This is a genomic window from Gardnerella sp. DNF01159 (genome assembly GCF_049244215.1).
Taxonomy (GTDB): Bacteria; Actinomycetota; Actinomycetes; order Actinomycetales; family Bifidobacteriaceae; genus Bifidobacterium; species Bifidobacterium swidsinskii.
This window is the reverse complement of record NZ_CP058387.1, coordinates 234,210-258,385: the sequence shown is the minus strand read 5'-3', so window position 1 is coordinate 258,385 and position 24,176 is coordinate 234,210. Positions and strand designations below refer to the sequence as shown.

At 46.1% G+C, this 24,176-nt stretch carries 13 protein-coding genes; 3 read left to right on the top strand and 10 right to left on the bottom strand.

The annotated features are described in order from the left end of the window. Nucleotides 1-170: 170 nt before the first annotated feature. From HXT39_RS00990 to HXT39_RS00980, 3 genes are all read right to left on the bottom strand, one after another. Nucleotides 171-9,749 (bottom strand): type I polyketide synthase, encoded by a 9,579-nt coding sequence (locus HXT39_RS00990; RefSeq protein ID WP_103013900.1) that lies wholly within the window; start codon nucleotides 9,747-9,749, stop codon nucleotides 171-173. Between the two features lie 127 nt (nucleotides 9,750-9,876). Then, the gene (locus HXT39_RS00985) at nucleotides 9,877-11,523 is read right to left on the bottom strand and encodes an acyl-CoA carboxylase subunit beta (protein WP_102703251.1); all 1,647 of its coding nucleotides are present in this window, start codon (nucleotides 11,521-11,523) and stop codon (nucleotides 9,877-9,879) included. Beyond that, nucleotides 11,520-13,433 (bottom strand): biotin carboxylase N-terminal domain-containing protein, encoded by a 1,914-nt coding sequence (locus HXT39_RS00980; RefSeq protein ID WP_004109191.1) that lies wholly within the window; start codon nucleotides 13,431-13,433, stop codon nucleotides 11,520-11,522. Before HXT39_RS00980 ends, HXT39_RS00985 begins: the two co-directional genes overlap by 4 nt. Nucleotides 13,434-13,638: 205 nt before the next feature. Here HXT39_RS00980 and HXT39_RS00975 point away from each other — a divergent pair, with 205 nt between their 5' ends. Beyond that, nucleotides 13,639-14,289, top strand: a complete 651-nt coding sequence (locus HXT39_RS00975; protein WP_004109189.1) for a biotin transporter BioY — start codon at nucleotides 13,639-13,641, stop codon at nucleotides 14,287-14,289. A gap of 132 nt (nucleotides 14,290-14,421) precedes the next feature. On the opposite strand, the gene HXT39_RS00970 is transcribed toward HXT39_RS00975, so the two are convergent. After that, a complete protein-coding gene (locus HXT39_RS00970) occupies nucleotides 14,422-15,312 on the bottom strand; it encodes a biotin--[acetyl-CoA-carboxylase] ligase (RefSeq protein WP_103013899.1) in 891 nt (296 codons plus the stop codon). Between the two features lie 102 nt (nucleotides 15,313-15,414). Between HXT39_RS00970 and HXT39_RS00965 the strand changes: the two genes are divergently transcribed. Both HXT39_RS00965 and HXT39_RS00960 read left to right on the top strand, forming a co-directional pair. After that, the gene (locus tag HXT39_RS00965) at nucleotides 15,415-17,445 is read left to right on the top strand and encodes a DUF6020 family protein (protein ID WP_102703253.1); all 2,031 of its coding nucleotides are present in this window, start codon (nucleotides 15,415-15,417) and stop codon (nucleotides 17,443-17,445) included. Between the two features lie 15 nt (nucleotides 17,446-17,460). Then, on the top strand, nucleotides 17,461-18,822 hold the full coding sequence (locus HXT39_RS00960; RefSeq protein ID WP_004109186.1) for a PucR family transcriptional regulator: 1,362 nt from the start codon (nucleotides 17,461-17,463) through the stop codon (nucleotides 18,820-18,822). Between the two features lie 482 nt (nucleotides 18,823-19,304). On the opposite strand, the gene HXT39_RS00955 is transcribed toward HXT39_RS00960, so the two are convergent. From HXT39_RS00955 to HXT39_RS00930, 6 genes are all read right to left on the bottom strand, one after another. Next, the gene (locus HXT39_RS00955) at nucleotides 19,305-19,871 is read right to left on the bottom strand and encodes a peptidase (RefSeq protein WP_102703254.1); all 567 of its coding nucleotides are present in this window, start codon (nucleotides 19,869-19,871) and stop codon (nucleotides 19,305-19,307) included. Between the two features lie 600 nt (nucleotides 19,872-20,471). Next, a complete protein-coding gene (gene rplA, locus HXT39_RS00950) occupies nucleotides 20,472-21,167 on the bottom strand; it encodes a 50S ribosomal protein L1 (protein WP_004106273.1) in 696 nt (231 codons plus the stop codon). 14 nt (nucleotides 21,168-21,181) lie between these two features. After that, nucleotides 21,182-21,613, bottom strand: a complete 432-nt coding sequence (gene rplK, locus HXT39_RS00945) for a 50S ribosomal protein L11 (protein ID WP_004118588.1) — start codon at nucleotides 21,611-21,613, stop codon at nucleotides 21,182-21,184. A 415-nt stretch (nucleotides 21,614-22,028) separates the two neighbouring features. Continuing rightward, entirely contained in the window at nucleotides 22,029-22,157 is a 129-nt protein-coding gene (locus HXT39_RS00940; RefSeq protein ID WP_004109178.1) for a hypothetical protein, read from the bottom strand. A gap of 182 nt (nucleotides 22,158-22,339) precedes the next feature. Continuing rightward, entirely contained in the window at nucleotides 22,340-22,801 is a 462-nt protein-coding gene (locus HXT39_RS00935; protein ID WP_102703255.1) for a Panacea domain-containing protein, read from the bottom strand. A gap of 94 nt (nucleotides 22,802-22,895) precedes the next feature. After that, nucleotides 22,896-23,915 carry an ORF6N domain-containing protein gene (locus HXT39_RS00930; protein WP_012914476.1) on the bottom strand — a complete coding sequence of 340 codons (1,020 nt, stop codon included), beginning with the start codon at nucleotides 23,913-23,915 and terminating at the stop codon, nucleotides 22,896-22,898. Nucleotides 23,916-24,176: the final 261 nt, after the last annotated feature.

Here is a 24,176-nt window from a genome sequence, read left to right as displayed (position 1 = left end):
ACATTTTCCCGGCAAATGTGGTCAAATAAAGCCAGAGCGAAAACAAATGCCGTGGAATAACACAGCAAATGTTTCCACATAACGCCAAAACGACTACAAACGCCGGAGAAAATTCCCCGGCGTTTGTAAGTCAAAACCAGCTAAAGCAGCAGCTTGGCAGTAGCAGCAACTCAGCAGTAGTATCCGTTCGCGTTAAGGCGAGCTTCAGGATTAAGCAGCATCGCCTTTTCTGCTTCGTGATCGTCGTAGCGAGTGCCATCCGGAAGGCGCGTGCCATCCTTCAGCAAGTGACGATTCTCAACAGGCTCGAACAGTACAGATCGACCCATCATGCCTTCCTCAAATCGCCTCTGACCCGCAGCCAAACGCGCATTCGCCTTGGTACGCCAATTCTTAAGCACATTAACACCTGCGCTAGCAGCTACAGCAGCCTCAAAAGCACCAGGATGAACCAATGCCACAAATCCGCTAACATGACCGAAGCCGAGCGAAGTTGCGAGAGCAGCCTTCACTGCACAAGAACCTGCACCATCGCCAATGCGCATCGACTCACGCAACCAAACCATGTGGTCGTCGCGCGCAAGCTTAGGATCCACGCAGTCAAGTGATGCGTTTCCAGGGATTACGCCACTTCTAAACAGTTGAGTCAAACCGTTGATTTGGAAGATGCACGCGCCGCCCTTTGCATGTCCAGTCAGCGTCTTTTGGCTGATTACGAACAGCGGATTTCCGTCCGTGCGTCCGATTGCGTGCGCAAGAGTATTGTGCAGCTCAGATTCGTTCGGATCGTTTGCATTCGTAGACGTATCATGCTTAGAAACCACAGCAATATCGTCCGGAGTAACGCCGAGAGCTGCCAAATCACGCACGAGCTTAGACTTAGCTCCACCCATGCCCGCAGCCAAAGCACCCAAGCCCGGAGCAGGAATAGAAGTGTGAATGCCATCAGCGTAGGAGTGAATGAAACCAACCACACCAGCAACAGGCAAGCCAAGCTTCAAAGCAATATCGCCGCGCGTAACCAAAATCGTACCGCCGCCTTGTGCTTCAAGGAAGCCTCCACGTCTGCGATCGTTTGCGCGAGAGAAGAATCGTGGATTGATGCCCTTCGCATACATTTCTTCGCTATTGGCAGTTGCGTTCATATTGCCGAAGCCAACTACGGATTCCACGCCGATATCGTCAATTGCGCCAGTTACTACGAAATCAGCTTTGCCGAGAGCAATCTTGTCGACGCCTTCTTCGAGCGAAACCGCCGCAGTTGCGCATGCCGACACCGGCTGAACCATATTTCCGTAGCCGCCGATATAGGTTTGCATTACGTGAGCTGCAACAACGTTTGGAAGCGCCTCTTGCAATACGTCCGTAGGAATTTCGTGGTTAAGGAAGCGATCCAAATACAGTTTTCGCATTGAACTCATGCCGCCGAAACCGGTTCCTTGCGTGGAAGCAACCATTGACGGATGCACAGATTGCAAAATCTCCGAAGGCGTGAAACCAGCAGAAATATAAGCGTCTACAGTTGTGACAATATTCCACAGCGCAATCGTGTCAACACTTCCAACCATTGAAGCTGGAATACCCCACTTCAGCGGATCGAAGCCCTTAGGGAATTGTCCACCGACGGTTCTGGTCATTGCAGCCCTACGCGGCACGCGAATCATAGAACCTGCCTTGCGCGTAACAGTCCATTCGCCAGATTCTGCATCGCGAGCAATCTCAGTATGCGATTCGTCAAGTGCCACGTATTCGCGCGCAATTGTTTCTGTTGGAACGCTGAAACTCACGTCGTGATCGAGGAAGATTTCTGCTTCTTCTTCGTTTGCTCCATCCTTGTAATCGCCGCCCATACCGGTTTCGAATGGTCGAATACCGGAACGTGCTACTACTTCATCGCGATATTTCTCTGCAATATCTTCTTCTGGAACAAGCGTGCCGTCCGCATCATACCAGCCTGGCTTTGGCGAATCCTGCCAAGTAAGCAAGCCCATATTCCAAGCCAATTCCAGTACTGCTCCTGCAGAAAGCTCCACGGAACCGTCTTCACGAATTCCAAGTTCTGCTTCGAAACGAGTACGTCCGGAACCCCATGGTCCAAGCTCGCCAACGGAGACGATCACAATTTCGTCTTCTGGACGCGCTGTTACGTTCTTCCAATCAGCCAAGTTGACTCGCGGCTGAGTTGGCACGTAAGGAGTTGGAAGTGCTTTGTTGGTTGATTTAGCAGAAGATTCTGCAGCTTCTTCTACAGCTTCCACCGCTTCTTCCGCAACTTCAGCACGCTTCTGATCTTCCAACGCTTCTGCACGAAGCGCGTTCAAATCAAGAGGCTCCTTGCCTAATCCGCCCGTAAAATCAACATCCAAAGGCGCAATTGCTGCCTGCTCTCGCGCTTCCTTCGTGCACAAATCGAGCAAACGATCTGCCATTTCTTGCGTAGAGTAGGTAGTTAATCCGTGACGCTCAACTACAGCCACAAGCGGATCATTTCCGCCCATTAAGCCGGTTCCACGCACCCATCCAATCTTAGGATGCGCGAAAGTCACGCGATCCGACCACACGCTTTCCGCATGCGCACGGTTCACAATCGCGTCGAAAGCACTCTTGACTTCGCCGTAAGCACCGTCGCCGCCGAACATACCTCGGTTTGGAGAGCCAGGTAACACAACGTGCATACGATGTTGTACATCTGTATCTGCTCCAATCTGCGCAAATCCAGCGATTGCACGCTCCACTCCCCACAGCATTAAGCGCGATTGCGATTCAAAAAGCGAACCAGAATCAGACAAAGTACCGTGAACTGGAGGAGCTGCAAACGGGAAGAACATGCTCGGCTCATAAGCAGGCTTCAAAATAGTAGTAGTTGCGCCACTTACTTTCTTTGAAACCGTGCCAACCCACTTTACAAGCGCATCGACATCGCGATAACTAGACAAGTTTGCTGGCACAAGCCACAACTTTGCGCCCATTTGAGCGTTTTCGCGATACGCTTTCTTCGCCCAAGACTTAACGCTCGGCTTGAAACTGTGCGAAGTTGCAATAACCGTAGCTCCACCCTTAAGCAAACCCGTTACTACGCGAGCAGCAATCGAGTTAGGAGCAACGCCTGTAACTACTGCAACTTCTCCTGCAAAACGAGTTGCTTGAGCAGTATCGGCGTTGTTTTGTGCAAGTTTAGTGCGAGAATCGCGAGCAATACCATTAAATATTGTTGCAAGATTGTTTAATTCGCGAGATTTAGAAAGACTTGCAAACCACTCAGCTTCCGAAGCTACTGCTTCCCCGGCACCGAGGAAACTACCAAAATCATTTAAGATTTCAGAAACTTCATTTACCTGAATATCAACATTCTTTCCGGCATACTTGTAGTACAAGCGAGCAACGTCTTCGCGAGCCGAAGCCCAGCGGTCGTCGAAAAGAATCGCTTTTCGCTCATCAAATCGAGGAGCCACTTGCTTTGGCCAATCCGCACCTAATTCTGCTTCAACAGCAGCTACAACAGCAGCATTTTCGTCACTTTCAGTTTCTGCTTTAGGAGCTTCAACACCAAGCTTTGCTAGCACAAACTTAGCAGTTGCAGCAAGTACGCCGTCTGCGCCAACAACTTGCTGCGCAAAAGCGTCAAGAGCTGCAGAATCAACAACAGCACCACCGGCTGCGCCAGCAGCGCCAGGCCGAGAAACGCTAACGCCGTGAGCTTGTGCAACTTGCGCAATTGCTGCGTCGATTAAAGCGTCAGCTGCAGCAGTATTCTTTGCAGGATCAGTTGAAAGTTGCGCAAGATTTTCACCGCGCACGCTAGCACCTTCACGCGTTTGCAAAACCAAAGCCGCAAGCACGTGCGCACGCCAGCCTTCGCCAAGCTGCCAGACTTCCGAAATACGCTTGTCAATTTGCGCTGGCTTCACACCTGCTGCACCGAAAAGTGCACGCAAACGTTCGCGCACAATATCGGAAAGCACTGCACCAAAAGCCTTATAGCGCGGAGCAACCGAATCAACTAACTTTTTAAGCGCACTCATTGGAGCTTCTGCAGCACCGTCCACGCTAGCCACGCCAAGCTCGGAACTAATATCCATAAGAAGCTGGTTTCTGCGCGAAGATACGCCGTTTGTAAGCGTATCAGTTGTGTCAGTGTCGCCGATTTGGTCAAGACGGATTTTTGCACTATACGCAATCAGCATTGAGATTGCGTCGGATGCTTTGAATGGCAAGTCTGCTACAGGTCCGCTTGCTGCTGCGTTAGCAACTTGAGCAGAAGGAGCAGCCGCAGGAGCAGCAGAGACAACATTTGCGGCAGGAGCTGCAGGAGCAGCAGCTGCATCAGCAGTGCTACTTACTTCTTGACTATCTTCCTCAGTAAACACTTCAGGCACAAGCGAATCCGTGTCAGTCATATAAACGCGACCTTCGTCACGACCAACGTTGTAAACAGTCACTTTTTCGCCACTAAACTCCGGCAAAGCAAGAGTTTTAGCGCCAAGATTTGCCAAAGTTGGCGCGTTTCCTAAACCAACTTCAACGTACTCTTCAACGCCAAGACCGCCGCGAGCGCGATCGGCAAACATAAGAGCCTGCGTTTCAATCCAACGAACTGGAGAAGCGAACTGCCATGAAAGAAGCTCCGTAAGAAGCAATCTACCGAGCTTCTGCTCATCCTCTGCATAAGATTTCCACGTAGTTTCATCTTCCAAAGCTGCTTCAATGCGCTCAGATGGCACAACATCCAAAATCTTTTGTGCAAATTCTCGCGTAAGCTCAAACGGGCAAGCCACGAGGTTTGGAATGTAACGGTCTACAAGCACAGAGTAATCAATATGCTTCGGCAGCAGCGAATCGAGCTTGTCGCGGAATTCCGGCACACCCTTTCGAAGAATTCGAGAGTGGAACGGCACGTCAATTCCTGGAACAAACATGAATGGAGGCTTACCACCATACTCCTTAGCGCGCTTAGAAGCGTCTGCAGCCAATGCCTTCAAGCCTTTAATAGTTCCAGCAATTGCGTACTGCTGACCTGCCAAGTTGTAGTTTACAATTTGCAAGAATTCGCCAGTAGCCTTGGAAATGCCATTAACGTAAGCGTTCACACCTTCGTCTGACACTCCAAACTGGTTTGGTCGAAGCGCACCCATGCGGTAGTTCGAGCGACCTTGCGCATCGCGTTCAATCAAGTGATGCATTGTAGATCCGCGGTGGAACACCAATTCAAGCACAGTTTCGAGTGGAATAATTTGCGCGAAGGAGCTCAAAGCATTGTATTCTCCAAGCGAGTGTCCTGCAAAGTAAGCAGGCCAAATATCGCATCCTGCTTCACGCAAACGCGCGGTTTGCGCAAAGGCAACTGTTGCGAGCGCAACTTGCGTAAATTGTGTTAAATTAAGCAATCCTTCAGGATGATGATAAGTTACGCCGTGAGCAGTAAGCTCCTTTGGATTATCGCGCACGACTGCGAGGATTGAGAATCCAAGCTTTTCGCGAGTAAGCTTGTCTGCTCGCTCCCAAGTATCGCGCACAGCAGGCGACTTTGCGCGCTCATCCAGCGACATTCCTTGTTTTTGGATACCCTGACCTGGGTATACGAATGCTGCACGTGGAGCGCGAGTAAGCGCGCTTGCTTTAGACACGATTTGCCCATCAACTCTGCACGTAACTTCCAAAGCAAGTCCGCCGCGACGAACTTTTCCAACGCGCTCAACTGTGATTTCTACTTCGTCATCAAGTTGAACCATGCCGTACATGTTGTATGACCAGCCAATGAGCTCGTAGCGAGCACCTTTTTCATCAACTGCTTGAGCCACATGTTGAGCTGTTGCAGAAAGCCACATACCGTGTACCAAAGGAGCAGAAAGACCGGAAATTGCAGCACCTCGCTTAGAAGTGTGAATTGGGTTGAAATCTCCAGAAGTACGCGCAAAAGCGGTCATATCGTGAGGAGCGCGAACGACTACTCTGCGCAAAGCTCTGCGAGGCGTGTCTTCAATTTCATATCCGTGCAATCCTGCAGCTTCGCCATATTGCGCAGCTGGAGCAGGAAGCGCATTGCTGAAGCTTCGTCCACGAATAGCAAAACGCTCAGTTTCGTGAGCAAGTCGCGTGCCGTCAGCTGCAGTATGCACTACGTGAATAGTTACCACGCGTCCAGAAGCGGATTCTGCATACGGCTCAGCCCAGCCTAGTAAATTAATTCGCTTGTCGACATACTTTTTAAAGGCTTCAGCATCGACGTCAAGCTCTACTAAATGATCTAGGTGAACAGCGTTAAGCAGACCCTCAATAATCGGGTAACCATCAACCATTACGGAACCCAAAGCCGAGTAAATAGTTGGCCAAGCAGGGCCTACTAACGCGTCTGGCACAATGCGAGAAGCAAGCAATCCATCTGGAAGTCTTCCAGCAGTAGCAGACTCGTGGTCAATTCCAAGATTTCTCGAGAAAGTATAGGAAGAATGAACCAATCCAAATGGGAAATCTCTATAACCTTCTGCAAGCAAATCTTCCGGCAATTTTGCCAAACTGCCATCTTCTTTTACTGTTTCAACCTTAGGCATAGCATCAAGCACATCGCCAGTAATCGCTGTATTTCCAATACCTGCGGTTGCTGCAAGCATTTCGTACACGTGCTTTGGCAAGCGCTCGCGGTCAACTACTGGTATGCTTCCAGCTTGACTTGCATCAACAGTTAGCGGAATTACAATATCTCGTACCGCGTGCTTGCGTTTTAGCGAGTTTGCAGCGTTTTTTGTAGAGTGTTTAGCAGCATTCTGTGCTTCCTGATTTTCTTGATCATCCCAGAATGTATCTAGCTTAATATCTAAATCAAGCGAAATTACGTCATTATTACTAGAAGTTACTGTAATTACGTAATTTTCGTCTCCTAAAGACGTTCCGTAAGCAGGGTTTGCAGTTACATGACCAACCCAAGAAATATTCGGGCATGCGCGCACGTAAGCTTCAACGTTTTTAGCATCAGCAATCTGACTAAAAGCAGATTTTGAAGACTTGCTTGCAGCATTTTCCTTATTTTCTGCTTCTACTCCAGTTTCCGAGCCAAATTCTGCACGATTGAGCATAGCTGCTTCAAAACGTCCCAGAATATCGGCAATCGGCTCATCCATAGTCGTAATTCCAGCCACGGAAATCGGTCCTGGAATTACGCGCACAGCGTCTGCTGAGTAACGCGAATCTTCCGACTGCCAAAGCTGATCTTGACCCCACCAACGCAACAAATCGTTGTCAATAACTGGCACGAATGGCATTGGCTTAGGATATTCGCGCACCAAAGTTGGGAACCAAGCGGCATCCATCGGCACAACGTTCATCTCGCGAGCTTGAGGCAACGCGTCAATCAGCGTATATAAAGCAGCTTGAGGGTGCTTAGAAACTTCTTCGATAGAAGGCAGAATAGAAGTAAATTCGCCTGAATCTTGATTAATTAAACGCGCTTCAATACGCTGCAACAAATGCATGTAGCGATCTACGTAAGTCGGATCCACCCAAGGGTATGCCAAATCTAGGAAACGTTGAGCAAATTGTGCGTAAGTCATGCTTTCTACGTCACCAAAATATGGTTTTGCAGTAGAGTTAAGTGCTTCGATTACTTCATCGCGACGCGCTTCAAGCTCTTCAGGATGTTTCATCATATGAACGAGCAACCGACCGCAGCGAGCAGAAGCGTTTTCTAACTCGTAAATATCTGCGTGCAAATGGCTTAAACCACTCGTCACACCGCCAATCACTTTGCCAGAAGGCACCCAACGCTCACCCAAAGGTGCGAACGGATCCTCATCAAAACCTTCAATGCTGGAAGATTTCGGCATCGCAATACCCGGAGTTTCCACAAGCATACGCTTTACTTCAGGGCTTGTATGCGCTTCTTTTGCTGTCATTGCAGCTGTGCCAATCATTACAGCATCAACTGGCATATTTGGTAAACCGTATTCATTCGCCCATTCGCCAGAAATGTAGTCTGCAGCACGCTCAGGAGTGCCAATACCGCCACCTGCAACAAGCACCAAATTTTCGCACTCACGCACTTGCGCGTAAGTTGTCATAAGCAAATCATCAAGAGATTCCCACGAATGGTGACCGCCTGCAGCACCGCCCTCAACCTGCACAATAATCGTTGCTGGAGCAACAGCTTTAGCAATTCGCACAACTTGACGAATTTGATCAACTGTTCCAGGCTTAAATGTTACGTAAGGGAATCCATCAGCTTGCAAGGATGCTACTAATTCCTTGGCTTCGTCAAGTTCTGGAATGCCTGCAGAAATAACTACACCATCAATAGGAGCTCCCGACTGCCTCTTTTTTGGCACGATTCGCTTCGAACCAAATTGCAAATTCCACAGGTAGCGATCCATAAACATGGCGTTAAATTCAATAGTTGCGCCTTCACGAAGCTGATTTTCAAGCGACTTCATATGACGATCAAAAACTTCTGCAGTTACTTGACCGCCGCCAGCAAGCTCAGCCCAGTAGCCTGCATTTGCTGCTGCAGCAACGATTTCCGGCTCTACTGTCGTTGGTGTCATTCCTGCAAGAAGCACAGGAGCTTTGCCTGTAAGCTTGCTAAATTTGGTAAGTACTTTGCGTCCTGCAGGCGTGTTGATTACTCGAGGCGCAAAATCAGCCCAGCAGCCCGTACGCTCTGGCTCAGAAGCAGAGTCAGCTGTCGAAAGCTCTGCACGCGAGCGCAAGGTAGCAGCCTCTACTATTCCAGCGCCGGTTCCTTGCACAAGTACTCCAGTAAGCTTTCCGAGAACTTCGCTAGGACCCATGTCTAAAATCCAAAGCGAGCGCGCGTCGTTTTGCTCCAAAACTTCGCCAATTTGCGTAGCCCAATCAACAGGAGTTACAAGCACTGCATCAGCCAATTCGCGAGCAACTGTAGTGTTCAAACCAGCCTCATTTGCCCACTCTACTACCTGCTCAACTGCAGATTGAAGCATTGGCGAATGGAATGGAACTGTAACATCCAAATATTCAGCAACTGGCGCAAATACAGCTCCACCGCGAACTTTCATTTCGCGCAATTTTTTCGAACGCTTTGTTTCTTTTTGCGCTTCGTTTGCAACAGCTTCCATATCTTCCGGGTATCCTGCAATAACCACGTGATTGTAAGCGTTTTTAACAGCAATTGACACTTCACCGCGCGTGCGCTCTACGCGGGAAATTAACGCTTCTGCCTGCTTTTTAGTAACTCCTTTAAGTGACAGCATTGGTGTGTGCTCGCCGTCACCAGTAATTTCAAGCATTCGAGATTCACGATCTCCTGCAGCTCCAATTAAGTAGGCAATTGCAAGTAATTCTTCGATTTGCGCGCGAGCTTTTTGCCAAGACTTTGCTTTTATGCGAGCTTTTACCATTTCTGCTGCGATTACGCCTTGAGAATGACCCAAAACTGCGCACGGCTTGTTTACTTCAAAGTTGTATCCAAGATTTGTTAAGTCGCGCACTGCACCGAATTGTGCAAGCGTAATTCCAGGCACACTAAGAAGCGCGTTTGCAGCGTTAATATGCTTATTTTCTAGCGCGTCAAACACGTTTATGTCGCCGCCTGCATTTGCTAAAAGCTCAGAATAAATTGGCGATAGCAAAGCTTTTGCGCCTGCTTCGTACTCATGAAGTTCTGCGTTTAATTCTTCGTCTGAACCAAGCTCGCGCAAAGCTTCAACCCACGGAGTCGACTGACCTGCAAACACGAGTGCGTGCGGATTATTAGCGAGTTGGTCGAAAAAGTATGTTGTCATGATGTTTCCTTCTCGTTGATTTGGATAAGTTTTATAAATTCTGTAAGTTTTGTAAGGTTTATAAGTTTTGTAAGTTCTATAGTTTTTAGTTATAAGTTTGATAACCCCTATAATTTTTATAAATCACTTACATTGGCTGATTCCCGTGATGCTTTCCAGTTCTGGAAACTCGCTTTTTACTTCGCAAAAGCTTCAATGAGCCGGCAATCATATCGCGAGTCTGCTCCGGGTCAATCATTGCGTCAATCTGACCAGTTTCCAACGAAAGATTTGCGTTCACAGTAGTCGCCTCATACTCGTCAACCAGCTGCTTTCTAAGAGCTGCAACGTCTTGCCCACGCTCTTTAGCTTTTTGCAAATCCTTGCGGTGAATAATATTTACGGCACCTTGCGCACCCAAAACTGCAATCTGGCTGGTTGGCCACGCGTAATTTACGTCCGCACCCATCGACTTGGAACCCATAACGATATAAGCTCCACCGAAAGCTTTGCGCAAAATCACCGTAACCAGCGGAACTTGCGCGTTCGCGTACGCATAAATCACTTTCGCACCTCGGCGAATAATTCCTGCGTGCTCTTGATCTGAACCAGGCTTATAACCAGGAGTATCTACTAGAGTCACCACAGGCAAATTAAACGCGTCGCACAATCGCACAAATCGCGCGACTTTTTCGGAAGAATTTACATCCAAAATACCAGCGTTCACCTTCGGCTGATTTGCTACGATTCCAACAGGATGACCCTCAATGCAAGCAAAACCAACCACTGCAGAAGCAGCATACAATTCCTGCACTTGCACGAACTCACCGTAGTCAACTATTCTGCGAATCACGTCAAGCACATCGTAAGGCTGACGGTCGTTATCCGGCACAATATTCACCAACTCGCGCGCAGTTTCGCGATCCGCGCGCGTTGCAGCGTAGGCAAAAGTTGGAGGCTCTACCTCACAGCTAGATGGCAAATAAGCCAAAACTGTGCGCGCGTAGTCGATTGCGTCAGCTTCATCCTCTCCCAAATAGTGAGCGACACCGGAAGTTGCGTTATGCACAAGACCGCCGCCCAAATCGTCCATGCTAATAGCCTCGCCGGTTGCAGCTTTAACAACATCCGGACCAGTTACGAACATATTTGAGTGCTCGCGAGTCATAATAATCAAATCTGTCAATGCAGGGCAATAAACTGCACCACCAGCGCAAGGACCTAGAATAATTGAGATTTGCGGAATCAAGCCGCTCGCTTCGCAAGTTTTTTTGAAGATACGCCCGTATTGCATAAGCGCGCTCACGCCTTCTTGAATGCGAGCGCCGCCGGAATCAATTACGGCAACAACTGGCACGCGAAGTTCAACAGCCATATCTAAAAGATGGCAGATTTTCTCGCCCTCAGCTTTGCCTAAAGTTCCACCGCGCACAGAAAAGTCTTGTGCGTAAACTGCAACTTTTCTGCCATAAACTTCGCCAAAGCCGGTGATTACAGCGCATCCGGCAACGTCGTTATTTATGTCACCGCCGTTAAAACGTCCGATTTCCACGAATGAGCCGGTGTCAAAAAGCAAGTCAAGACGCTCGCGAGCAGTGCTTTTACCTTTTGCGTGCTGACGCTCTAAAGCTTTTTGTTCTGCGTCACGAGCAAGTTGTGCTGCGTGCTGAACTGCAGCTTTCCCGCGACGAGGCTGCAAGTTTGTATCGTCAGCAGAGCTATTAACAGAAGAGTTATTAACTGTTTTCGCTGAAGTTTCAGAGATTTCAGACTTTTCTTTTGCTAAAGTACTCATTTCTGCTCTCCTTCCGGCTTTTCAGAAGACTTTTCAGAAGATTCAGAAGACTTATCTGCGCTCTTATCCGCGCTTTTATCTCCAGCAAGATCAATCGTCACAAGCTTTGCACCCGATTCCACGCCGTCACCAGGACCCACAAAAATTCCAGTAACAGTACCAGCTGCAGGAGCGTAAACGTAATTTTCCATTTTCATAGACTCAAGCACCACAAGCAAATCACCCTTGGCAACCTGCTGACCTTCAGCCACATTCACGCGCGTAATAACAGCTTGCATAGGTGCTGCGATTACGCCAGGAATCTGCTTTTGTTCTTCAGATTTGTGAGTACTTCCGCGAAGCGAACGTCCACGCAAAGGCTGCGAAGCTCTAGAAACGCTACGAACTCGCGCAGAGCCGGTCAAATTGTCAACAATATCTTGCGGAATCGTAAGCTTTACGCGCTTATTATCAACCTCAATAATGAAGGATTCCATTGCAGGCTGCTTATTTTCGGATTCATCCGCAGACTTTCCAGAAACAAGCGAAGCCGGCTGACCGCCCAAAGAAGCTGCAGGAACGCGGTTCAAATACTTGCGTTCCATCCACTTAGTAGACACATCAAAACTGTGATTTTCCGCAGTAAACTCAGGGTCGTTAAAAATCTGCTCAAAAAGTTTCGCAGGAGTTGGCACGCCCTCAATACAAAGTTCCTTCAAAGCGCGACGCACGCGAGCAACAGCAGTTTCGCGACTTTGCGCAGTAATAATAAGCTTGCCCATCATCGAATCGAATTTTGGCGAAATATTATCGCCAACTTCAACGCCAAAATCGACGCGAATACCAGGACCGGAAGGCCACTTTATTTTCGTCAAAGTGCCGGAACTTGGAGTCAAATTCGTAGCAGGATCTTCCGAAGTAATGCGAAGCTCGAAGCTGTGTCCGCGAGGCTCTGGATCCTTAATCAACTCGCCGCCGTCAGCAATATTGAGCTGTTCTCGCACTAAATCAAGTCCACTAACTTCCTCACTAACCGTGTGCTCAACTTGCAATCGCGGATTAACTTCCAAGAAGTAGACTTTATGCTGAGAAGTCACCATATATTCGCACGTGCCAAGACCAACGTAGTCAACAGCTTCAAATAGGTTACGAGAATATCGGTAAAGCTGATCTTTTTCATCGTCAGTCAAGAACGGTGCAGGAGCTTCCTCAACCAGCTTTTGGTTTCGGCGCTGCACCGAGCAATCGCGCGTGGAATATACGGTGAAATTTCCGTGAGCGTCGCGGCCGCACTGTGTTTCAACGTGGCGAGCCTTGTCAATAAAACGCTCAATAAAATATTCGTCTAAGTCGCCGCCCTGCAAAGCGTCGTGATTCATGTAAAAGCCGCGCAACTCGTCGTCGTTACGAACGACTGTAATGCCGCGTCCGCCGCCGCCATCCGTGCGCTTCATCATCACTGGATAGCCGTGAGTTTGCGCAAAAGTTAAAAGTTCTCGAATATCTTTCACAGGCTCCGAAATTCCTGGAACTGGCGGCACTTTCGCGCGAACAGCCACGCGGCGAGCCGTAATCTTATCTCCCAAATCAATAAGCGCTTCCGGGCGCGGACCAATCCAAATAACCCCAGCATCGTTGACCTTCTTAGCAAAAGACGCAACTTCCGAAAGGAAACCATAGCCAGGGTGCACAGCATCCGTGCCGCTTCTTTTAATAATGTCAAGAATCGCATCTTCGTTTAAATAAGTATCGCGATATGTGTCTCCGGAAAGTGCGTACGCTTCGTCTGCCATTTCTACAAACTGCGCGTTGCGATCAGTCGGTGCGTAAATAGCAACGGTAGAAATGCCCATTTCGTGAGCCGTGCGAATAACTCGCAAGGCAATTTCACCGCGGTTTGCGATGAGGATTTTTTTGATATTCGTAACCATACGTTACAAGATATTAGAAAAGTTGCGTTTACGGATGAGTCGACATACACAAAAGCTAGAGCAAAATTTTGTACACTTCTCCAATGCACATGATTTTTATAACACGTAATGTGATTAGCGAAACGGAAAACAACCGGCAAAACCGTTTAATTGACAACCTATTAGCTGCAAACGGCAAACCGGAAATAACCAAAAGAAGGTTTTCATGACTAACATAAATCAAAATAATGCAACAACAGCATCAGCAAATTCAAACGTTGCGAATAAGTTGAAAGTAGCTGCAGCATGGCTTGCAAAGCCAGCGCTTCTCACTGTGCTTTTGGCTCTTTCTACTATGGCAGGCGCAATTTATCTTCCTATTACTCCTGTGCCTATTACGTTGCAAACTCTTGTTTTGTGCATTATTGGTTTAACGTTGAGCTGGCGCGAAGGCGTAGCTTCTGTGGTTATGTATCTTGCTGTTGGCGCAGCAGGTTTGCCTGTGTTTGCTGGCTTTAAGGGCGGCTGGGCTGTTTTTGTTGGCCCTACTGCAGGATTCTTAGCCGGTTTCATTTTTGGCGTTGCTGCAACCGCAGCTTTGAAGCGCGTATTTGACGTAGCTCTTGACGCAATGATGCCAGAAAACTCCTTCAAGAAGACTTTCGCACGCTTCTGCACTTACTCTGTAGCTTCTATAATCGGCACGATCGTGATTTACGCATTCGGCATTTTCGGCCAAAGCTACCTAACTGGCATGCCACTTTCAACTGCCGCCGCAACCTTGATTATCTTCATGATTGGCGATTTGATTAAGGCTTTTGTTGCGAGCGCAGCTTGCTCTGGCTTGTACAACGCACTTAACAAAAAGCGCGCGTAACAACTAAACCTAAATGCTCTAAACGGGAACATTTGTCGGAAAATTTCCGGCAAATGTTTCCACAAAACACAAAAACGACAACAAACGCCGGGAATTTTCCCGGCGTTTGTTGTCGCTCGCTTTCTTTAAATCTCACTCTTCATACGAAACGGCCTGCACATCGCCGCTTTTTACCACAATCTCCTCGCCAGATGCCTCACGAATCGTAAGCGACGCATCTTCTCCAAGCCGCACAGCAGTTCCTGTCACCACGCTTCCGTCAACTGGATGCACGTTAACTTCGCGCCCAAGAGTCCAACACACACCATTTACTTCTTGAAGCAAATCTGCAGCGTTGCTTGGATAATCGCGCATAAAATCACCAAGTCTAGAACGCAATCCAGTAACGATTTTCGCAGCAATCGTATCACGCAATTCTTTAGCTTCCGGCAAATCAGTCATATGCATTTGCAGCGAAGTTGCCATTTTAATTGGCAGCACTTCTTTAGGCACACACAAGTTCAATCCGATTCCAAAAATTACTCCAACAACATCATCTTTGCTTGGATCAGCTACAATTTCTGTTAATATTCCGCCTTCTTTACAATCGTGCAAAAACACGTCGTTAGGCCATTTAAGTTTTATCGCGCAAGCATCACCGTGCATCGGCGAGCTTCCGCACTCTTTAAACGTTTCTAGAAGTGCGTCACGCGCTGCAAGCCCTGCAATAATAGGCAGCCACCCATTGTGACTTGCGTCCATAACAATTGACTTCGGCAGCAACGTTACGAATGAAACTAAAAAGCTTTCTCCCGCACGGCTTACCCACGCACGCCCTAATCGTCCTCTTCCTGCTGTTTGCTCGTCTGCCACAATCGCAACTATTGCTGGCTTTCCGTCATCTCGCGCGATTATTTCGCCTTTTTGTATCATTTCTCGCGCAATATTTTGCGTAGAATCTGTAATTGCGAAATATTTTACCAGATCTGCTACTTCTGAGGTCTGCGGCATCAATGCCACACTTTGCGAAGAAAAAATAGTCATATGTATAATTTACATCAGATTATATTTTTGCGCGCGTCATTGCATGTTTTGCGCGCAATAGCAAACAAAATAGCTAGGCATCAATTAAGCAGGTGTTAACACATGGAGCGCATACGTCGCAAAACGCAGTACGAAAAGCCGCGCAAATTGCGTGCAGTTGTAGCACGTTTTTTAGATTACACTCTTGCTGCTTTGTTATGCTTTGTACTTGCTTTTTGCACTAGCTTGGGACCAATTTTCCGCAGTCAAGATATTAAAGTTCATTTAGGATCAATCGCTGATTTTTCGTTGGTTAATGCTTTTATTTTCGTTGCTGCCTTCATAATATACGCATTAATACTGACTGCGCTTATTTACTACGGTAAAAATAAAAAGTTTTTGCCTAAATATCAACGTTTTACGAAATTAATAAAGTCAATTGCGTTAAGAAAAAATAGCGAAAATAAAAAACAGTCAAAATTACAAAAATTTACTACTAAACACACTATTTTCCGCAATATTTCGCATTTTCTTTTAAAATTTGCAAAACTATTTTTTAATTGCGCTAAATGGTTCATTAACCACTCCACTCGCAACAGAAGAAACCTACTTCTTACTTTTTTCGTGGGCTGGATTTGGGTTCCAGCTACGTTACTTGCCGCATACGGTGCAGATATATGCTCGCAAATTCGCGAGTACAGTTGGACTTGGAATAAAATTACAGGCTTAGATCAGCCTTATATCGGCTTCTTTAGCTTTGTCCCAATGGATATTTACCCAACTGCGCACTACTTGTGGCCAACTTATCCAACTTATTTAACAGATCAGCACAACATTGTTCTAACTGTTATTTATGGCGCAACAACAGCAGTCTCCAGATACTTTACCGACTCAAACGACGCTGGAATTGCACTTCTTGCCTTTGCACAATTTGTATTTGCAGCATGGTGCGTTTCTGCAACAGCACACCGCTTCTTAAACAAACCTTGGCTTGATGCAGAATCTAGCTCAACAAATTGCAGCACAACAACTTTTGCAAGATTCGTTATTCTGCTTATGTTTTTACTTAATCCGCTTGTGTTGTGCTCAACTATTGCGCTTACAAAATCTCCGCTTTTTGCATTCGCTTTTGTTTGGTGGTTTGGTATAAATTACGAGTTAACTAATTGCTATCATGCGAAGGACACTAAAAATACACTTAGCACAAAGCCAAATGCGCAAAAGCCTAGACTTCACACTGTTTTGGAATTAATTGTTTCAGTGTGCGTAATGCTTATTGCTGCAAAATACGCTTGGTATATTCTGGTTGTTCAATTCGTGCTTTTGATTATTTTTGAGCGCAAACGCTGGCGTTTGTGGGTTTGCGGAATTTTGCTTCCAATCGTTGTGATTCACGGCTCGTTAATTATGCTTATTTCGAGCGGTGCTATTATTAGCGGCGATCCTATTGAGAGTCGCGGCATTCAGTTACAACAAATTGCACGTATAGCTAAGCTCGATCCGCATAGCATACCGCGTAGTGCAAAGCGCATTATTGCACCAATTTTTAATCTGGATCAAACTGCAGAAGCATACAAACCTTATGACGCAGACCCTGTGAAATCTTCCGGATTGCAGTCTAAAAAAGTGAGTTATCGTTGGCGATACGTTACTAAAGATAATATTCGTAAATTAGATTTCGCTTGGTGGCAAATGATTACGCATAGTCCACTCGTTGCAACTGACGCTTTTCTTGCGAAGACTTACGGATACTTTGATATTTTTGACCGCCCGTATGTTGGGCCAGAATATTACATAGACACTGACAGCATACACAAATCTGATTGGATTAAATATTGGAATCCTAAGTGGCGAACTAAATTTGCAGAAGATATTAGCACGTTTAGTGATATTCCTGTTTTAAGTTGGCCAATTCACGGAAATACTTTCGTTATTTTTACACTACTTATTGGTGTTGCAGAAATTATTCTTCGCCGTTGGCGCACATTGTTATGGCACATTCCACTTGCCTTGCTGGTTGGAGTTATGATTCTTGCTCCAGCTAATAATTTTGAGCGACACATGCTACCGTTAGCTTTTGTTTTCTGCTTTGTAGCACTTACTTTTTGGCGAGATACTTTTACTCAATCGCGCTATAATAGTAGAGAATGTTAGGATCAAAGGCATAAGATGGACGAGAAGAATACACCTCAGTTTGCGCAAGATAGCAGCGCTGCTTCTTCTGTTATGTCCGAAGAAAATTATGAAGATAAACTTGCAGGAAACAGCTTACTTAGTAACGATTTTCTTTCGATACTAGCAAGCGTACAGGCAGCAGAAAAGCACGCGGAGGATTCTAATATTGCCAATTCTCTTGAAAATCAACAGTTAAACAAAACGCAAGTAAACGCTGTATCAAATGATCAAGAAAGCTCTTCTACAGCAAAGCAATCTAAAGCAGAGCAAGAAAACGAAGAAAAGCACAAACACCACTTGTGGCATCGTCTTTCATCAAATCAAAGTCGTTCGAGTCATTCAAGTCAATCTTCTGAAAATACTAAAGGTAATAATTCACCGAGTTTTACTCCATTGCCCAGCGCGCAAAAATCAACTAGCTCGGAACCGCTTAGAATTTTCGACAATCGTGATGGCCAAGTTTTTGACGCGGCGATGCGCTTGCAATTACACTCGATTATTGCCACGTGTTTAATGAATGGTATTGCAGACGCTCGTATTGACGCTTTCATGCATTTACTTCAATGGTCAGATTCGCCAAAAGTTATTGTTATTGCAGGAACTTTCGGCACTGCAATTAAGCCAGATGACGGACCAAATCGCAAGCCAGCACCAGATATTCCACCTGATAACACTGACACTTTGCGTCGAAATATTTGGCCACAGCTTGGTAGTTGCAATGCGTATGATGCAATAGTTGAGCGCACACAAAGTAGTGCTTTGCAGCGCATTACGGGAGCTTGGCAAAAAACGCAAGCACTGATATCAGCATCTACGAAAAATTCTTCTACTTTTGCAGCGCCTTCTCATATTATTCTGCTTGCTGTGCGCGAAAATCCTAGCGATCAGGCTTTAGAGAAGCTGTGCAAAGTTTTTGAGAATTCTCATAAGACGATTTGTGTTAGCAGCATGGTTGAGGGCGTTGAGCAAATTTCTTCCGCTCTTACTGCTACTCTTGCCGCGATTGCTGTTGCTCCAGCAGTAAAGCATTTGCCGCAAATCATTCACACGGATGATTTGCTTCCAGAACGAGCGCTCATTGGCGATGCCACAGCTTTTGATACTCTTTACAACAAGGTGTATCAAAGTTTGGCTCCTTACAATCATGACGATCCGACTCTGGAAACTATTGACATGTTCTTGCGCTTTGGTGGAGCTCTTGACCAAACAGCACACGAACTTAATGTGCATCCAAATACTGTTCGTTACCGTTTACGTAAAGTTGCGCAAACTACAGGATGGGATGCTACGGATCCGCGCGCCGCTTATGTACTGCAAACAGCTATAACAATTGGCAGAATTCGTGATTCGCACTAAAACGAAGTGCACGACAATAAAGACGCGCGGCCTAAACTACTCGCGCGCGTGATGTTTAGACCGGATTTTCTTGCGTAGGCGACCTAAACTACTCACCGCTGAGTCGTTTTGGTCACATCGCAACAACAAGCAGTACTCACACCACAGCAAACAGACACATACGAAGAAAGGGCTTGGAGACTGATGCCCCTAGTAGCACCAAACCCAAGCCCTTTAACAAAACCGACTCGTTTCCCTAACAAACAAGCCAGCCAAACACTCAACAGTCACGCCATCGAAAACCAGCGCACAACACTACCGTGAAGAAAGAGATTTGGCAAAACAGTAGAATCATGCAAAAGCCCGAAAGCAAACCCGCCACAAAAACACTAAACAGCATTCGCAGCACGTTGAGTGAAAGATTTAACAAGTGAGCGCACCATACTCACATACGGCACGCTCACAAATCATTAAACAATCAGCACACTTAATGTGCTAACAGCTTAGTGACGGATCTTGCGAAGAGCAGCACCCATGCCAGCAAGCACGGAAGCAGCAACAGCAGCCAAAGCTACAGCAGCACCGGTCTTAGCCAATGGAGCAGCAGCCTTCTTACCAGCCTTCTTACCAGCCTTCTTATCAGACTCCTTTACAGCGGCCGTATCATCAACATTCTGACCATGACGCTTGAGGTAGTCAGCGACAGCTTTGCACTCGAGAGAATCTTCACCGTAAAGCTTCACACACTTCTTGTAATCCGTGTCCATATTGCCAAATGGAGTATGCTCATACTTATCTTTCTCGTCAGCCGCAACCTTAGCAGCCTTCTCAGCATTCAAACGATCAGCAAGAGCACCAGGGTCCTCAGTCTCATATTGCCAATTATCATCCTTCTCATCCTGAGCAGCAGGCTTATTCTCTGCAGGCTTATTCTCTGCAGGCTTATTCGCTGCAGGAGGGTTCTGTGCACCAGCACCTGGTTCTTCTGCCATTGCTGGGGCGGCGAAAGCCAAGCCGGAAACGAGGGTGGCGCCAGCAGCGAGTGCGGCGATAGCCTTCTTATTCAACATAATATTTTCCTTTCTTCTTCTCCTTCACGCCAAACGCGCGAAGAAAAAATTAACATTCACAACTTAAGTTTTGTGAATAACTACCAGCGCAGAATATCCAGCCGGAAGCTGTTATTAACATACCCCCCCCCGTTCGAAAAAGTCAAGAGCAGACGCACAACTCATTAACAGAAAACATTTATATTTTTACGGAAATATTTCAGTCAAACTATTTTTAAAAGTAAAAAATACAGTATTACGCATTATTTTTCGTAAAAATGTCAATTTCAAGGTTTTTAAAGATTTTTCTCAGAAAACTCTCAGAAAACTCCTGAATACTCCCCCAACCAGCCGCAAAACCGTTGCAATATAGCCACTCTTGCGCGACACGCCGCGCACGACCACGCGCCCTCAACCTCTCCAGTCACCTATTCATTACCAACACAGTTTGCGTACTGCACCAGCAACGCTAATCGCAATTACTCGTTACTAACGCAGAAACGCAGTAACAAAAAACGCTGAAAACATGACTCAAAAGAGCACATTTTCAGCGTTTATAAGTTTTAAACTTAATTTACTACGTACCAGCCATGCTTTCGCATAAGCTACGCAAGCAATAAATCAGGCAGCAATGCTGGCGATATCAACTGGAACACCAGGAGCCATCGTAGAAGTCACAGTTACCTTAGTAATGTAACGACCTTTGATGGTGCTTGGCTTCAAGCGGCGGATTTCGTCTGCGACAGCCTTGAAGTTCTCTTCAAGAGCCTTAGCATCGAAGGAGAGCTTGCCGAAGAGGAAGGACAGGTTGCCCTGGCGATCCACGCGGAACTCAATCTTACCGCCCTTAATGTCAGCAACAGCCTTGGCTACATCCATAGTCACGGTGCCAGTCTTTGGGTTTGGCATCAAGCTACGAGGACCGAGAACACGACCCAAGCGGCCAACCTTACCCATCATGTCTGGGGTTGCAACAACTGCATCGAAGTCAAGGAAGCCACCGGCAACCTTTTCGATCAATTCGTCATCACCAACGATGTCGGCGCCAGCTTCCTGAGCCTCAGTAGCCTTTGGGCCACGAGCAAACACCAAAACCTTAGCGGTTTTACCGGTGCCGTTTGGCAAGTTCACAACGCCACGAACCAACTGATCAGCCTTGCGAGGATCCACATTAAGGCGCATAACAGCCTCAACGGACTCGTCGAAAGCGTGCTTTGGCATGCTCTGCAACAAAGCAATTGCTTCAGCTGGGGTGTACAGGTTATTGCGGTCGATCTTCTCAGCCGCTTCACGATACTTCTTAGAACGCTTAGCCATTTCTACACTCCCTTTCAGTCGGTAACGGTAATACCCATCGAGCGAGCGGTGCCCGCGATGATCTTCATACCGGCCTCGACGTCACGTGCGGAGAGGTCAGGCATCTTAATTTCGGCGATTTCGCGCACCTGAGCCTTGGTCACAGAACCAACCTTGTGAGTCAATGGATTCTCGGTGCCCTTCTGAATGCCAGCAGCCTTAAGCAACAAAGCAGCGGCTGGTGGGGTCTTCAAAATGAAGGTGAAGGAACGATCTTCATAAACGGTGATCTCTACTGGGACAATCTGCCCCATCTTGTCCTTCGTCTGGTCGTTATAGGCCTTGCAGAAGTCCATGATGTTCACGCCGTGGGAGCCTAATGCTGGACCCAGTGGTGGGGCTGGATTTGCCTTACCAGCCTGAATCTCGAGCTTAATAAGCGCGGAGACTTTCTTTTTCGGAGCCATAATATGGTTCTTCTTTCTTGTACAAGCGGTTCAAACGGTTGTTGCAAACGCTGATATAGTCGCTTCTTACAGAAGTAAAGCACTTACGAAACGTTGCTATAAAGCTGTTTTGCAGCTTCCTCCCGCATCTTGTATTGCTGTGCTGTGCTAGCGGATTCCTCCTCCAGTCACAAGCCTTCCTATTATGCCACATCTTCGCGACACGCTGCATTACGAAATCTGCAACTATTTTTACGCAGCTACTTTTGCGCAACTATCTTTGCGCAGCTATCTCAGTAGACAATTCGTTAAGTATAGCGTTTCTAGTCCACGCACTCACAGTCATTTTTCTGCGCTTTGCATCGGCTTCGATTAAATGCCAAACGGTATCACTTAACCTAACAGTACGCGGTTTCAACGGCTGAGTTTCATCTTCCTAAGCTCTTCCAGCAAACTCTGTAATAGTGGCACCAGGAAAATTATCTTCTGCCTCCTCAGCCCACTTATCAACAATATCGTCAGTAATAACGAACCCATTTTCCGCAGTATACGTATTCTTACTCATCTCGCATCCCTTATCTCTTGTAAAAATCCCTTTGTAAGACGATTCGCATGAATTATAAGTATTGCGTTGTTTTCAAGCTACCATATCATGCTTTACTTCTATGCTCTTAATACAAACTCCACAAATCTCGAGCAACGCTATAACTAACTCAGAGCAAATAAGAGAACAAGAGAATATCACATTTACTTAAGCAAATTATGAACTGAATAGTACTCTTTCAAAGAATCCTTAGTAATTTTTTGAACGCATATTGCCGAACCATTAGCACCATCATAAGCATTCTTCCATGGATCCTCACGATGTGTCATAGCACTCAAATCACTACCAGAACACTCAGCAAACTTTTTGCACACTTTTTCCACAAGAAGCTTTTGACCATCTGTTAAAGAATCATCATTCAACTTATCAATGCTAGGAAGCACAAACTCCCCTTTACGAATCAAAAACTTACCGCGATGCAATGCGAATAATTCTGGGCAAACAGGACCATTTCTCCATGCCTGAAAATCCTCGTTAAATAATGGATATCCAGTAGTAGCCAAAGAATACGCTTGCGAATAGTAAGCTAACTTCTGAAGCTTCATAGTAGTAATAGTTCCAGCAATATCAAGGATGTACGATGCCACGTTAAAGATTGTTGTCATACGCACCTCCCTTTGCGCAACTACATTTGCGCAACAGCAAAAGTTGGAAGTCTACTTCCAAGTTGAGCGCAAAACACTAGAACATTATAAAATGTTAAAACTCTAACTCAGGATTCTTTAACAACTCATCAAACATCGCATGATACAAGCGCAAATTCAAAGACTCTATTCGCGTAATAGTCGAAATTTTGCCGCCAGCATCTTTCGACGAAGCGCCACAAACGTAAACAGCCTCATCATCCGTTCCATAATCTATAACCACATACCTATCGTGATACTTTCTGCCAGCAGTCTTAAACTTCAAATCAACACCAGGACAATCGCTTACAAAATCACCCAACATGCTTTCCGTAAGCATATTCTTGCTCCTAGCGTTATCACTAAAAACTACGATTTCAACCCCTTCACCAGCAAACCGTAATAGTTCCAATGTTTTAAGACCAATATAATTATCAACAACGTAAATGCTTTTCTTAGCTGATTTATATATTTTGCAATACGCAAGATCCGCTTCTATTTTATTGCCGTCCATAAGAAGAAAATGTTTATACGAATCTGGATTAATAAAATTATCCATTACCTTATTAAAATCTTCCTTCGTTGCCATTTGAGATTTTATTTCCGCTATATCATTAGTATTCTGATTCGTTTGAATCGCAAGCTTAGCTAATTCCTTCGCGCCAATAAAATCCTTATTTTCAACAATATAATCCTTCATTTGCTTAAAGGTTCTAATAAGCGCTTTCGACTGAATTATGGCAAGTTCGCCTCTTAACACAGTCATGAGCATATAAATACCTTGCTCCGTAAAAGCATATGGAAGCTTTCTGCGACCACCCCAACTTGATGTAGAATTTTTCGACATCAAGTTTTTGAACTCATCAGCAGTTAGCTGAAACATAAAGTCATCATCAAACTTTTCTATGTTATTTTTTACCTGCTCGTTGAATCTTGCCGTAGTATACCCATATATTTCAGCAAGCTCAAAATCAAGCATGACTTTTTGATTACGAATGTTGTAGATTTTCTCTTTTATTGTTTCAGCGTCTATTATCATTCCAACAGACGCGTTTTTAGAGTCAGCGATAATTAGATTTTTATTCCCCTCTACCATAAGATCACTCCTAAAAAATGTGCGTAAAACCTAGCGCTGTACAACAAAAACTACATTTCTAACACAAAACCCATGAATCGCAAGCAATCAGGGTTATTCCCAAAAATCAATCACAAGCCATAAAACATCTAACAACTAGCAAAACTAGCATGCATCAGCGCATAAATATAATTCTATAAGATTCCACAAATAAAAAGCAACAAAAAAATCGGTTTTAATACAAACGCACAGCACATTTATGTAGTGCGCTTGTACCTGATT

What these genes read in the sequence shown, in the direction of transcription:
- rplA (WP_004106273.1), bottom strand. Translation starts at nt 21,167, where the DNA reads ATGGCTAAGCGTTCTAAGAAGTATCGTGAAGCGGCTGAGAAGATCGAC.
- HXT39_RS00990 (WP_103013900.1), bottom strand. Translation starts at nt 9,749, where the DNA reads ATGACAACATACTTTTTCGACCAACTCGCTAATAATCCGCACGCACTC.
- HXT39_RS00935 (WP_102703255.1), bottom strand. Translation starts at nt 22,801, where the DNA reads ATGACAACAATCTTTAACGTGGCATCGTACATCCTTGATATTGCTGGA.
- HXT39_RS00985 (WP_102703251.1), bottom strand. Translation starts at nt 11,523, where the DNA reads ATGAGTACTTTAGCAAAAGAAAAGTCTGAAATCTCTGAAACTTCAGCG.
- HXT39_RS00955 (WP_102703254.1), bottom strand. Translation starts at nt 19,871, where the DNA reads ATGTTGAATAAGAAGGCTATCGCCGCACTCGCTGCTGGCGCCACCCTC.
- HXT39_RS00930 (WP_012914476.1), bottom strand. Translation starts at nt 23,915, where the DNA reads ATGGTAGAGGGGAATAAAAATCTAATTATCGCTGACTCTAAAAACGCG.
- HXT39_RS00960 (WP_004109186.1), top strand. Translation starts at nt 17,461, where the DNA reads ATGGACGAGAAGAATACACCTCAGTTTGCGCAAGATAGCAGCGCTGCT.
- rplK (WP_004118588.1), bottom strand. Translation starts at nt 21,613, where the DNA reads ATGGCTCCGAAAAAGAAAGTCTCCGCGCTTATTAAGCTCGAGATTCAG.
- HXT39_RS00975 (WP_004109189.1), top strand. Translation starts at nt 13,639, where the DNA reads ATGACTAACATAAATCAAAATAATGCAACAACAGCATCAGCAAATTCA.
- HXT39_RS00965 (WP_102703253.1), top strand. Translation starts at nt 15,415, where the DNA reads ATGGAGCGCATACGTCGCAAAACGCAGTACGAAAAGCCGCGCAAATTG.
- HXT39_RS00940 (WP_004109178.1), bottom strand. Translation starts at nt 22,157, where the DNA reads ATGAGTAAGAATACGTATACTGCGGAAAATGGGTTCGTTATTACTGAC.
- HXT39_RS00970 (WP_103013899.1), bottom strand. Translation starts at nt 15,312, where the DNA reads ATGACTATTTTTTCTTCGCAAAGTGTGGCATTGATGCCGCAGACCTCA.
- HXT39_RS00980 (WP_004109191.1), bottom strand. Translation starts at nt 13,433, where the DNA reads ATGGTTACGAATATCAAAAAAATCCTCATCGCAAACCGCGGTGAAATT.